Source organism: Plantibacter sp. Mn2098, from assembly GCF_049319745.1.
In the GTDB taxonomy this organism is placed as follows: domain Bacteria; phylum Actinomycetota; class Actinomycetes; order Actinomycetales; family Microbacteriaceae; genus Plantibacter.
In genome coordinates this window covers 40,788-53,496 of sequence record NZ_JBMOUH010000006.1, presented here as the reverse complement: position 1 = coordinate 53,496, position 12,709 = coordinate 40,788, and the positions used below count along the sequence as shown (strand labels likewise).

Sequence of the window (12,709 nt, the reverse complement as noted above, 5' to 3'; positions counted from 1 at the left end):
GTCCGCACAGCTAGGTGCGACGGAATCGCGCCTGATACGTGGACGGGGTGATCCCGTGGGCCTGATGGAACGCGCGTCGGAACGCCTCGTCGCTGCCGAAACCGGCCTCACGCGCGGCCTCGGTGACGTTGGCGCCCTGTTCGAGGAGCATCCGACCGGCCTCGGTCCTCGTCTGCTCCACGAACGCGGCTGGGGACAGGCCGAGCTCCGACTGGAACAGCCTGCGGAGGTGTCTGGTGGTGAGCGATGCGCGCGCAGCGAGCGATTCGACCGTGTGCCCGCCGGTCTGTCGCCCGGACGGCTCATCGGTGATCTCGTCGACCAGGCGGCGCAGGCGCATGTCGGTCGTCTCGGGGATCCGCGCCCGCACGGAGAACTGCGATTGGCCGCCTGGGCGACGCAGGAAGACGACGAGCTCCCTCGCCACCTCGCGGGCGAGGTCCGGGCCGTGATCCTCCTCCACGAGCGCGAGTGCGAGATCGATGCCGGCGGTGACCCCTGCGCTCGTCGCGAATCGCCCGCTCCGGACGAAGACCGAATCGGGGGACACGTCGACGAGCGGGAAGCGACGTCGGAGCGCGTCGGCGTGGCGCCAGTGCGTCGTCGCACGGTGGCCGTCGAGGAGGCCGGCCGAAGCGAGGACGAACGCTCCCGTGCAGATCGACGCGATGCGCGATGACGAGGCCGTCAGGCGGTCGATGCGCGTGCGGACCGTCGGGCCGGCCGGCAGCATCGCGAGGTCGTCAGCGCCGCTCACCACGAGCGTGTCGAACGCCGCCGTGGCGGAGTCCGCGACCAATGCGTCTGCCCGGAGCCGGACGGACGAGGAGGTCGCGACATCGAGCGACTCCCAGCCGAGGATCGAGATCCGGTACCCGGCGCCGAGTCGGTTCGCCTGATGGAACACCTCGGCCGGCCCCGTGACGTCGAGCAGTTGTGCGCCGTCGAACGCGACTATCCCGACGCTGTGCCTTCTGCCGTGTTGCGTCAGGACGTGCTCCGATCCCTTGGTTGGCGCACGGTGACGTGCGATGTCCGATCATACGCCTCTTGTGTCTGATCGGACATGGAGGACAGGTCGCTGATGCGGCGATGCTCGAATGAGGCCGTCAGCACAGGGATGCCGACAGCACATGAACGAGACACACGAACAAGGAGTGCACCATGTCGGAGACGATCGCCGGAATCACAATCCCGGACACCCAGCTGGTCCGCGAGGCGACGGATCTCGTCCGCAGTGCGACGGACGAGCTGCTCTTCAACCATTCGCGGCGGGTGTTCCTCTTCGGATCGCTCCAGGGGCGTCGGCTGGGGCTGCATCCCGACCCAGAACTGCTCTATGTCGGGGCGATGTTCCACGACCTCGGGCTGACCGACGCGTTCGGGTCGGGATCCGACGCCGAAGGCGCACTCCGTTTCGAGATCGATGGCGCCCACGCGGCCAAGCGGTTCCTGACCGAACACGGGCTGAGCGATGCCGACGCCGAGACGGTGTGGCTCGCGATCGCCCTGCACACGACCCCGGGCGTCCCCGAGCACCTCGCGCCGGAGATCGCACTCGTCACGGCCGGTGTCGAAACCGATGTGCTCGGCATCGGCCACCGGGATCTGGACGCTGCGCTCGTCGCGGAGGTCACCGCGGCGCACCCGCGCCCGGACTTCAAGCGCCGTATCCTGCAGGCGTTCGCCGACGGGAACATCCATCGTCCGCACACGACGTTCGGCAACGTGAACGCCGACGTCCTGGCGCACGTCGATCCCTCGTTCGTGCGCGACGACTTCGTGCAGATCATCCAGGGGAGCTCCTGGGCGGAGTGAGGCCGGCGGAGTGAGGCCGGCGATGTGAGCTGGGCAGCGTGAGCTGATCCGTCACGAACGCCGAAGGGCGGGGCATCGTCTGATGCCCCGCCCTTCGCGGTCCTGCTGGTGCTGCCGGTTTCGCCGTTACTTCACGGCGCCGGACGCGAGGCCCGTCTTCCAGAAGCGCTGCAGCGAGATGAAGATGATGATGAGCGGGATGATCGACACGAGCGAACCCGTGATGACCGACTCCTGCAGCGCCGGAACGCGCGCAGTGGACGCGTTCCAGTTGAACAGGCCGAGGGTGATCGGGTACAGGCGGTCGTTCTGCAGCATCACGATCGGGAGGAAGAAGTTGTTCCAGATGCCGACGAACTGGAACAGGAACACCGTCACGAGCGAGGGGACCATCAGGCGGAACGCGACCTGGAAGAAGATCCGGAACTCGCCTGCACCGTCGATGCGTGCGGATTCGAGGATCTCGTCCGGCACTGCGCCTGCCGTGAAGATGCGGGCCAGGTAGACGCCGAACGGGCTCACGATGCTCGGCAGGAAGACCGCCCAGTACGTGTTGACCAGACCGACCTGCGAGAACAGGAGGAACAGCGGCAGTGCGAGTGCCGTCGTCGGGACGAGGACGCCGCCGAGGATGATGCCGAACAGGCCCTCACGGCCGCGGAAGGAGAACTTCGCGAGCGCGTAGCCGGTCATCGCGGAGATGAGGGTTCCGACGAGGGCACCGCCGCCGGCGTACAGGAGGCTGTTGAGCGCCCACTGCAGGAAGATGCCGTCCTGGCGTGCGAAGAGCGTGCCGAGGTTCTGGAACAGGTTGAAGTTCGAGAACCAGAGGCCGGAGGTCGACGCGAGGTCGCCCTGCGGCTTCGTGGCCGCGACGACGAGCCAGTACATCGGGAGTAGGAAGTACACGGCGAGGATGATCATCAGACCCATCGACGCGACGCGGGAGACCGTGCTCTCCTTCGGCACCCGGCCGGGCGTCACCTTCTGCTGACGGGGGATCGTCTGCCAGCGCTGCGGCTTGGCCTTCGGCGCGGTCGACGATGGCGTGGACTGCTGGGGATTCGGCGTTGTCGTGGTCACAGTGCTGCCTTACGCGAAGTCAATTTCATGAACCCGAAGCTCAGGACGAACGTCACGATCGCGATGAGGACCGAAACGGCTGCCGCCTGCGGGTAGTTGTTGCCGCTGGCCAGCGAGTACGCGAGCATGTTCGGCGTGAAGGTGCTCGAGATGTTCGAGGAGATCTGCGCCAGCACCGTCGGCTCCGTGTAGAGCTGCAGCGTGCCGATGATCGAGAAGACGGTCGTCATCACGATCGCGGGGGCGATGATGGGGATCTTGATCCGGAGGGCGATCGTGAAGTTCGTCGCGCCGTCGAGCTTGGCCGCCTCGTACAGCTCCTGCGGGATCGCCTGCAGGGCCGAGTAGATGACGAGCATGTTGTAGCCGGTCCAGAGCCACGTCGACACGTTCGCGATCGACCAGAGGATGGCGCCGGCGCCGAGGAAGTCGGCCTTGATCCCGACGGACGCGAGGGCGTCGACGATCGGGGACAGCTGCGGGTGGTACAGGAACGACCACATGATGGCGGCGATGACGCCCGGGATCGCGTACGGCATAAACGCCGCGATGCGGAAGAAGCCCTTGCCCTTGATGAAGGGGGAGTCGAGCAGGAGCGCGATCACCAGTGCGATGAGGAGCATCACGGGCACCTGGACGATGCCGAACAAGCCGATGCGGCCGATGCTGCCCCAGAACTCGGTGTTCTGCAGGACCGCTGCGTACTGGCTGAAGCCGCCGAAGACGGTGCTGCTCGTACCGAACTGTCCGGAGGAGCGCTTCACCATCAGGAAGCTCTGCACGAGTGCGTAGCAGATCGGGATGACGTAGAAGAGGACGAACGGCACGAAGAAGGGCAGGAGGAAGAGGAGGATCGTCTTCCCCTTCGGTCCCGGCGTGTGCCTGGTGCGTCTGGAGTCCTGCAGGACGGCCGGCGCCGTCGCGGTGGTGGTCATGGGACGTTCTTTCCAACCTGGGGGAGTGGGTGATCCGGTGCGGGACGTGTCGTCCCGCACCGGATCGGTTCTGTGGTGCTGATGGTGCGGTGTTGCTGGTGTTGCTGTGTACTGCTGGTGTCGCCGTGTCGTCAGATGCTGACGACTACTTGGTTGCGACCGGGATGTCCTGGTCCTTCATGGACGAGATCGCCTTGGCCTGAGCGGCCTTGAGCGCGTCGCCCAGGGTGCCGCCGCCGTTGACCGACTTGGCCATCGCGTCCTGCAGAGCGACGTTGACCGTCTTCTGCGTCGGGCCCCAGGTGAAGTCCGGGTTCACGTTGTTCGATGCGTCCTTGAACACGTCGAAGATCTTCTGTCCACCGTAGTAGTCGACGCCGGCCGTGAGGGCGGGCAGTTCGAGACCGGCGTTGGCGGCCGGGTACAGGCCACCGAGCGAGTTCTCGAGCGCGAGTGCCTCGGGGTCGGTGTTCAGCCAGAGGTTGAACTTGACCGACTCGTAGAGGTGCTTGTTGCCCTTCATGAATGCGACGGTCGAGCCGCCCCAGTTGCCGGAGGCCTTGCTGTCGGCGGAGAACGTCGGCAGCGGAGCGACGCGCCACTTGCCGGACTGGTCGGGCAGGTTGTCGCGGAGCATGCTGTAGCCCCACGCCGCGGAGATGTTCGTGGCGAGCTCGTCCTTCTCGAACGCTGCGAACTGCGGGGTCGAGCCGCTCGCGAGGTCCGTGCGGACCGTGCCGTCGGAGATGAGCTTCTGCCAGTAGTCGGCGACCTGACGGCTCTTGTCGCTGTCGACCGACACGTTCCACTTGTCGTTCGAGTAGCTGTACATGTTGGCGCCGTTCTGCCACAGCAGACCGTTGAACGCCTCAGCGTTGTTCAGGTCGAACGATGCGATGGAGAGGTTCGGGTCCGCTGCCTTGAGGGTCTTTCCCGCTGCCTCGTACTGCTCCCACGTAGTGGGGACGGGGATGCCGTACTTCTCGAACAGGTCAGCGCGGTAGTACATGGCCATGGGGCCGGTGTCCTGCGGGATGGCGTAGACGCCTTCGCCGCCGAAGGTCGCCTGCGACCAGGTCCACGGCACGAAGTCGGACTTGGCCTTGACGGCTGCTTCGCACTTGGACGCGTCGACGAAGCCGTCCTGGAGGCGGAGGTTCGCGAGCTGGTCGTAGCCGACCTGTGCGAGCTCGGGGGCCTGGCCGGCCTTGAGCGCGTTGGAGATGGTGCCGTAGGCATCGTTCGAGATGTTCTTGACCTCGACCTGGATGTCCGGGTTCTTCTTGTTCCAGAGGTCGACGACCTTGTCCATGCCGGAGACCCAGTTCCAGTACTGGAGGGTGACGGGCTTGCCGGCCGGCTCGCAGGAAGCGGCTGCGCTTCCGGAGTCCGACGACGTCGACGAACATGCTGCGGTCGTGGCAACTGCAGCGATCGTCGCTGCAATCGCCAGGCCCCGCATGAGCTTGCGTGGGGTTGTGGTGCTCAAGGTGATCCTTTCGGGGGGGCAACTCGCCCGCGAATGCGAACGAGTCAGGAGAGAACTGCAAGAACAGTGCTACTCAGATCCCGCGGATGAGGCCTCGTTACCCACCGTTGGGACTTAAGTAAGGACAATATGACATTCGTATTTATAGGCCCGTAATCCCTTGATGTCAAGCGAGTTTCGGGCAGGTATCGGGTAGATCTCTTCCACAGTACATCGCTATTTGTCCTCATGTACTTACATGGCTGCGAATCGCCTGCGAACCGGGTGTTCAATCATCAGTTGTTTGATGTTCCCTCTGATTCGAATCGGGATGATCGACCGATTCTTTGGTGTGTGATCTGCGCTTGATCCCGGGATTCCAGGTCGAGTGTCCGCGGGCGTCGGTCGAATTGGAGAGCGCATACATCGGATGTCTGTGAGTGAATGGGTAAACATCACAAAAAGCCAACATCTCCAAATTCTCATCACAACAGGAGCAAACATTGTGAGGCGAGTTCGACGGTCTGGGGTCGGTGGGATGTCCATGCCTCGACCTCACCGCGTCGGATGGGGGTCATCACTCGGGCATCACGAGGGGCATCACGAGGGGCGCCGCCGGTGGCGCCGATCATGCAGGAACCTCTTCACTCGTGCAGGATGCGTTGGAAGAGCACATGGTCCTGCCAGCTGCCGTCGATCGAGAGGTAGTTCGGGGCGTAGCCGATGCGTTCGAACCCCGCCTTCTGCAGCACACGTTGCGATCCGGTGTTGTGCGGGAGGGTCCCGGCCTCGATGCGGTGCAGGCCGAGCACGTCGCGAGCATGTTCGACGATCGCCTGGACGGTCGTGGTGGCGAGCCCGCGGCCGGTCTCGGACTCGACGACCCAGTAGCCGAGGCCGGAGCTCTGGAACGGTCCGCGTGCGATGCTGCCGAGCGTGAAGCGTCCGACGATCGTGGTTCCACGGTCGGTGCTGCGTTCCAGGACGAGGGGAGTTCAGCGCCCGCCGCCATCGAGCGCTGTGCTCGAGCGAGTTCGCCGATCCACCACTCCGCGGTGAAGTAGGTCTCGGGTCGGACGGGTTCCCAGGGGGCGAGGTACGCGCGGTTCGAGGTCAACGCATCGGCGATGCCTGTGGCGTCGGCCGGGCGGACGGTGCGCAGGGTCACGCCTGGCGCGATTTCACGGGGTTCGAACACCGCTCCACCCTACGTCGTCCCTCCGTTCCCAGTTCCCCCGGCCTCGGCCTTCGTCCGTCGTTCCCCCGGTTCTCGTTCCCCCGGCCCTCGTTCCTTCCGCTTCTCGTCCTACCGCTCCTCGTCCTACCGCTCCTCGTCCCTCCGCTCCTGCGATCGAGCACAACTCCTTCACATTCGACGGTGCCCGATTCTGTGCCGCGGATTTCCGGGCTTCTCTGTCGCGGACCCTCAAAATCGAAGGAGTTGTGCTCGAAGGAGTTGTGCTCGAACCTGGCATGATTGGCGGGTCATGGACGATGGGGATGCTGGAATCGAGCTGCAGGTCGGCTTCGCGGTGGACGATGCGGTGCTGACGGCCCTGCACCGGCGAGCGTTCGAGGCGGCGGGGGCGGCAGCGGATGATGCGGCGGACGCTTCGATCGTGCCGTGGTCCGCGCGATTGGAACGGCACAGTGTCGCGTGGGTCGGTGCGTTTGTGGACGAGCGGCTCGTCGGATTTGTGCACGCGGTGTGGGACGGCGGTGAGCACGCGTTCCTGCTCGACACTGTCGTCGATCCGGCCCTCCAGGGTCGCGGCATCGGTCGGGTGCTGGTCGGTCGGTTGCGCGAAGCGGTCGTGGCGGCCGGTTGTTCGTGGTTGCACGTCGACTTCGAGCCGCATCTGGCCGGTTTCTACCGCGGTTGTGGGTTCACGGATACGGACGCTGGCTTGATGCGGTTGAGGTGAGCGTCGCTCTCGGGCCCTTCGACAAGCTCAGGGACCGGGCAGTGTGTGGGCCCTGCGATGAGCTCGGGGACTGGGCAGCGCGGTGGCCCTTCGACGAGCGTGGTGACCGGGCCCTTCGACAAGCTCAGGGACCGGCGCTTGCGCGGTCAACTGCACCGCCGGTCCCTGAGCCCGTCGAAGGGCATCGAGCATAACTCCTTCGATTTGGGCCTCGTAGAAATCAGATCCGCGGAAACTCAGGGATCGAGATCGCGGCGGCGACGAATTGAAGGAGTTATGCGCGATGGGAGGGAGCACGGGAACGCAGAAGCAAAGCCGCACGTGACGTGCGGCCGGGCTTCTGACGCTGGGTGCCCAGCAAGCGGGCTGAGCGCCCAGCAAGCGGGCTGGGTGCCCAGCAAGCGGGCTGAGCGCTCAGCGAGCGGACTGAGTGCTCAGCACGTCGGAGGACGACGGACTGAGCGCTCAGCGGCTGCTCAACGCAGGTGCAGCGTGCGGATCTCCCACGGGCCGAGGGCGACCTCGACGGAACCTGCCGCGTCCTCGGACGACAGCTGACGACCCAACAGGTCGACCGTGTCGACCGACGCGAACGCACCCGACACCGTCGCCGTGACAGGCGATGCGCTGAGGGCGACGAGTCGCACCTCCGTCGCGTCGCCGACGCGGCGGATGGTCGTCACCTGGACGTCCGCACCGTCGACGCGGAGACCGGCCTCAGGAGCGGGGACCGTCCCACCGGAGCGCTGCGTTCCACGCACGACGAGGCCGTCTGCACGGAACTCCTCGGCGAGGGCGACCGCGCCGGCAGGCTGCCAGCCACCACGGACCGGAACGACACCGAACTCGGCCAGCACCGTCGTGCCGAGCTCCTGACCACCGGGGATCGGGATCTCGGAACCGGCCGGCTCGTCGCGCAGCGGGTGCACGTTGACGCTGATGGAACCGACGGCGCGCACGAGCGTGATCGCCAGCTCGGTGCCGTCGCCGACGACCTCGTACTCGGTCGCGTGCTTCAGCAGGACCGTCGCGGGCCCGGCGTTGACGAACGACGTCGCGGGGAAAGTCGGGATCGGGAACTCGCCCCAGCCGCCCTCGCTCGTGAGCCCGCGCTCGGTGACCGAGAACTGACCCTCGGAGGCCGAACCGGTGACCGCCTCTGGCAGCGGAACGTGCAGACGCAGACGGTGGTCCGCGATCTGGTTCACGTACTCGACGCTCACCCGCACGAAGCCTTCGCCCGCGCGGACCTCGTAGCGGGTCTCGATCGTCGTGTCGACGGTCTGCGTGGAGCGGACATCGACATCCTCGGACAGCGAGACGGGCAGCGCGTAGGTGCGCAGCGCACGCACGACGGCACGGACATCGCCGACCTCGACGGTCTCGATGACAACGTTCGTCGGGGCGTCGATGACCTCACCAGAGGAGATGGGACCGAAGTTGTAGCTGTCGCCACGGTCGCCCTCGTCGACGAGGCGGCCGACGCCCTCGAGCACGGTGCCGTCGGCGCCCGTGATCGTCGCGGTGCCGTCGGCGTTGATCGTCGCGGAGACGAGACCGTTGCCGATCGTCGCCCCAGCAGCATCGCCGGAAGCGGTGATGGGGGAGACGTTCGCCTCGGATTCGCCCTGGGCGATCGTGAACGAGGTGCTGCCGGAAGCCGGGACCGGAACGGCGACGAGGACCCGACGACGCGGCTCGGCGAGCGTCAGGACGTGCCATTCGCCCGGGTACGCCGCAGCGGCCTCTGTGAGGGCGTCGCGCGTTGCGAGGAGGTCGAAGACGGGGGTCTTCGGGATCTCGGCGACGCGGAACGTCAGGCGGTTCGGCTCGATCGTGCAGGTGTCGATGTCCTGACCGAACAGTTCACGACGGTGGATGCGGCGGATGACGCGGTCGACCTGCGACGCGTCCATACGCTCGTCGCCGAGGACGGTCTTGGTGCGACCGATCTCCTGGACGTGCAGCACGGTGCCGTCGGCGAGCTTCGCGACGAGCGGGAGCTCCTCGTCCGGCGAGGCGACCTCGACGTCGACGAAGATCGTGCGATCGCGCGGCAGCGTGTTGACGACGACGTACGCATCGCTCGACACGGGCTTCGCGAGTTCGCGCAGGACGCCGTCACGCACGGAGCGTGCTGCCTGTGCGGACTCGGCCAGACGCGCGGCGACCTGCTCGACGGTCTCGTCGGTGCCTGAACCGACGACGGAGTCGTGGGCGGTGGACTCGATGATGCCCCGCGATGCGATGTCGAAGAACGGCTCGAAGTCCTCGTCCGACCAGCGGGCGGCGACGCGCTCAGCCTCGTCGAGGACGCGCTCGGCGACAGCCATGCTCTCCTTGAGGCCCAGACGGATCGAGATGACGCCGGGCAGGATGTTGCCGCGCTGGTGGCTACGGAGTTCGCCGATGACGTCGACGAGCTTCGCAGCACCCTCAGCGTCGTCCGCGTAGCGCTCGAAGTACTCGGTGAGCGTCTCGACGGCGATGGGGAACGCGGCCTCGTCGAAGCGGCGGACCCAGTTCATGAGCTCCGGGTTCGGCGCCATGTGGTCGGTGCCGACCATGCCGAGGATGGGCTCGTCGCCCCAGCGTTCCTTCGTCAGGCGGTGGTAGTCGCGGAGCGCGCGGGGGATCTCGTCCGGCACGAGCAGGAAGTCGAGGGCGTTGTCGTAGCCGTCGAACAGGAACTCGGAGCGGACGCTCGATCCGTCGGGTGCGACCCAGCGGAACTGGTGGCCGTCGACGGTTCCGGGGACGCCGCGCCAGAACGCGGACGTCGTGATGCCTGCACGGTTCAGGATCTGCGGCATCTGCGCGACGTGACCGAACATGTCGGGGAGGTAGCCGACCGGCATCGCTCCGCCGAGGCGCTCAGCACCGGACCAGCCGAGCTGGAGGTTGCGGATGATCGTCTCGCCGGTGCAGAGGAACTCGTCGAGGAGGATCAACCACGGGCCGAGGGCCAGCTGGCCGCTCCGCACGATCGCCTTGATGCGCTCGGTGTTCTCCGGGCGGATCTCGAGGTAGTCCTCGACCGCTGCTGTCTGGCCGTCGAGCGTGAACCGGAACTGCGGGTCGCGCTCAGCGGTCTCGAGGACCTGGTCGAGGGCTTCGACGAGCCGGAAGCGGAAGACCTGGAACGGTTCGTACCATTCGCGGTCCCAGTGGGTGTGGGGGACGAAGACGATGCCGGACGGGTGTCCGTCGGTGCCGTTCGCTGCGTCGCCTGCTGCTGCCTGGGTGGTGTCGGTCACGCCTGTGCCGCCTCTCCGCCGATCGTGATGCCCTGTGCGGTCGCGAGTGCGCGAGCCATCCGCAGTGCCGTGATGAGGTCCTCGCGACCGTGGCTGATGCCGGTGGGCGCAGCGACGCCCTCCGTCACGAGGGTGTGGAACGCTGCGAGTTCGGTCTCGAACGCCTCGGAGACCTCGCGCGTGACGCTCTTGGTCTCGCCGCCGACGCCGGCGCGTGCGATGACGCGCAGCTCGGTGGGCGCGTTCAGCAGGTACGGGACCTGGAACTCGATCTCGAGCGTGCCGGTGGTGTGGTGGATGCGGACGGTCTCGTGGTACGCCGGGTAGTCGGCGAGGTAGTGCCAGTGCAGGTGCACACGGGCGCCGGCCGAGATGGTGCCGCCGAATTCGAGCGAGCCCGCGCTGTCGACGTTGCCCCACTGGCTCGCCGAGTCGACCGAGGTGATCGATCCGAGGAGCGAGCGCAGGACGGAGATGTCGTGGATGAGGCTGCCGGCGATGACGTCGGTGTACAGCGAGCGGAACGCGGCCGGTGTGCCCTCGCCGATGGCCTGGTCGATCGCGACGCCGTCGCGCTGCTTGAAACCGGCGATGACGGACGGGTCGATGTCGCGTGCCGGCGGCTGCAGGTTCGCGTAGGCGAGCTGCGAGCCGGGGCTCGGGTGCAGGACCTCGACGTCGACGTAGCGGATGTCCTCCGCTGCCGGGAGGAGGTCGCGGAGACCGACGACTGCCGCGTCGTACTCCTTCATGTACGCGAGCAGGAGGAGGGGACGACCGGCCGCGGCTTCGGCGGCTGCGAGGGCGTCGACCTCTTCGAGAGAGAACGCGAGCGGCTTCTCGCAGAACACGGCGACGCCGGCCTGGATGGCTTCGAGCGCCGGTCCGCCGTGCGAGCCGGAGGTGAGGAGCACAACGCCGTCGAGTTCCTCTGCGGCGAGCATCGTCGTGAGGCTGTCGTGGCGGTTCGCGGCTGCGACGCCGAACTGGTCGCCGACGCTCGCGAGGAGCGTGGGGGACAGGTCGGCGACGGCGACGAGCTCGAAGAGGTCCCAGCGGCGCTGGATGAGGGGCAGGTGCACGGACTGTGCGACGGCGCCCAGGCCGACGACGCCGATACGGATCTTCTTGGTCATGGCAACCACTTTCTGAGTGCTTCTCGGTTGATTCTCTGGTTGGCGATCGCACGATCGATCGTGTCGCCTGGCCGGGGGATGACGTCCTGCTCGATGACGAGCCATCCGTCGAAGGTCTTCGTGAGGTGCTCCATGACCGCTTCGAGGTCGAGGTCGCCTGCACCGAGGGCGACGAACGCCTCACCGGACCAGACCTCACGCATGCCGCCGCCTGCCGCGAGGATCTCGCGCAGTCGATCGATGCGGGCGTCCTTGAGGTGGACGTGGTTGATGCGGTCCGACCAGCGCTTGAGGCCCTCGAGCGGGTCGCCGCCGCCGATGATGAGGTGGCCGGTGTCGAGCGTCAGACCGACGTCGGTGCGGGCGAGGAACTCGTCGATCTCGGCCGGGGTCTCGACGTAGGTGCTCGTGTGGTGGTGGAACGTCGGCTCGAGGCCGCGCTCGCGCACGAGCGCTGCTGCGCGCTGCACGTTGTTCGCGAACGTCGTCCAGCCGGCCTCGTCGAGGCTGAGGCCCTCTCCGCCGCCCGGCTGCGCCTGGCGGTCGGGGGTCGCACTCGCCGCGAGCGTCGGGAGCGGGAGGTGCTCCGGGTCGACCTCCGATCCCTCGATGAAGTTGTCGAGCGCCTCTGCGAGCGCTGGGAGGCTCGCTTCGAACGCCGCGTCGTCGTGGAACGGCAGATCCACCCAACCGCCGACGAGACTGAGCTCGTACCGGCGGAGACGTTCCTGGAGCTCGGCGCCGCGGCCGAGGAAGCCGACGGGCCCGAGGTCGATGCCTTGGTACCCGGTGTCGTGGAGTGCTGCGGCGACGTCGTCGGGTCCCGGAAGTTCGGCACCCTCCTCCGGCTCGAGCTCGAAGACACCGAAACTGACGGGTGCGCCTGCGATCCTCATCGGCTGGCACTCCTTTCGGGATGGGGTTCGGGGAGAGGTCGTGCTGGGCTCGAAATCGTGTCCCGGTTGGGGTGGGGACTTGAGCCATTGAGAGCATTACATAGAATGTCCTTACAAACATTCACTCTAGCGAGTGTAGTCACGTCCCGCCGTGCTCGGTGAGGGGTTTCACAGGCCGATCGGCCCCCAGA

Annotated in this window: 11 protein-coding genes; 3 read left to right on the top strand and 8 right to left on the bottom strand. The window is 66.7% G+C overall.

What is annotated here, in order from left to right:
• Positions 1–10: 10 nt before the first annotated feature.
• Entirely contained in the window at positions 11–958 is a 948-nt protein-coding gene (locus ACL9RL_RS10470; protein ID WP_422780401.1) for a GlxA family transcriptional regulator, read from the bottom strand.
• A gap of 206 nt (positions 959–1,164) precedes the next feature.
• On the opposite strand from ACL9RL_RS10470, the gene ACL9RL_RS10465 reads away from it, so the two are divergent.
• Positions 1,165–1,818 (top strand): HD domain-containing protein, encoded by a 654-nt coding sequence (locus tag ACL9RL_RS10465; protein WP_422780192.1) that lies wholly within the window; start codon positions 1,165–1,167, stop codon positions 1,816–1,818.
• Between the two features lie 126 nt (positions 1,819–1,944).
• Here ACL9RL_RS10465 and ACL9RL_RS10460 read toward each other — a convergent pair whose 3' ends face one another.
• The 4 genes from ACL9RL_RS10460 to ACL9RL_RS10445 form a co-directional block, all read right to left on the bottom strand.
• Positions 1,945–2,901, bottom strand: a complete 957-nt coding sequence (locus tag ACL9RL_RS10460) for a carbohydrate ABC transporter permease (protein ID WP_422780191.1) — start codon at positions 2,899–2,901, stop codon at positions 1,945–1,947.
• Entirely contained in the window at positions 2,898–3,836 is a 939-nt protein-coding gene (locus ACL9RL_RS10455; protein WP_422780190.1) for a carbohydrate ABC transporter permease, read from the bottom strand. Before ACL9RL_RS10455 ends, ACL9RL_RS10460 begins: the two co-directional genes overlap by 4 nt.
• A 145-nt stretch (positions 3,837–3,981) precedes the next feature.
• The gene (locus tag ACL9RL_RS10450) at positions 3,982–5,325 is read right to left on the bottom strand and encodes an ABC transporter substrate-binding protein (RefSeq protein WP_422780189.1); all 1,344 of its coding nucleotides are present in this window, start codon (positions 5,323–5,325) and stop codon (positions 3,982–3,984) included.
• A gap of 623 nt (positions 5,326–5,948) precedes the next feature.
• Positions 5,949–6,230 (bottom strand): GNAT family N-acetyltransferase, encoded by a 282-nt coding sequence (locus ACL9RL_RS10445; RefSeq protein WP_422780400.1) that lies wholly within the window; start codon positions 6,228–6,230, stop codon positions 5,949–5,951.
• On the opposite strand from ACL9RL_RS10445, the gene ACL9RL_RS10440 reads away from it, so the two are divergent.
• Together ACL9RL_RS10440 and ACL9RL_RS10435 are read left to right on the top strand one after the other, a co-directional pair.
• On the top strand, positions 6,126–6,368 hold the full coding sequence (locus tag ACL9RL_RS10440; protein WP_422780188.1) for a hypothetical protein: 243 nt from the start codon (positions 6,126–6,128) through the stop codon (positions 6,366–6,368). The genes ACL9RL_RS10445 and ACL9RL_RS10440 overlap by 105 nt on opposite strands.
• Before the next feature lie 423 nt (positions 6,369–6,791).
• Positions 6,792–7,229, top strand: a complete 438-nt coding sequence (locus ACL9RL_RS10435; RefSeq protein ID WP_422780187.1) for a GNAT family N-acetyltransferase — start codon at positions 6,792–6,794, stop codon at positions 7,227–7,229.
• A gap of 476 nt (positions 7,230–7,705) precedes the next feature.
• Here ACL9RL_RS10435 and ACL9RL_RS10430 read toward each other — a convergent pair whose 3' ends face one another.
• Genes ACL9RL_RS10430 through ACL9RL_RS10420 form a run of 3 tightly spaced genes read right to left on the bottom strand, consistent with a single transcriptional unit; the run spans position 7,706 to position 12,518 of the window.
• Positions 7,706–10,486, bottom strand: a complete 2,781-nt coding sequence (locus ACL9RL_RS10430; protein WP_422780186.1) for a hypothetical protein — start codon at positions 10,484–10,486, stop codon at positions 7,706–7,708.
• The gene (locus ACL9RL_RS10425) at positions 10,483–11,622 is read right to left on the bottom strand and encodes a Gfo/Idh/MocA family protein (RefSeq protein WP_422780185.1); all 1,140 of its coding nucleotides are present in this window, start codon (positions 11,620–11,622) and stop codon (positions 10,483–10,485) included. Before ACL9RL_RS10425 ends, ACL9RL_RS10430 begins: the two co-directional genes overlap by 4 nt.
• On the bottom strand, positions 11,619–12,518 hold the full coding sequence (locus tag ACL9RL_RS10420; protein ID WP_422780184.1) for a TIM barrel protein: 900 nt from the start codon (positions 12,516–12,518) through the stop codon (positions 11,619–11,621). Before ACL9RL_RS10420 ends, ACL9RL_RS10425 begins: the two co-directional genes overlap by 4 nt.
• Between the last annotated feature and the right edge of the window lie 191 nt (positions 12,519–12,709).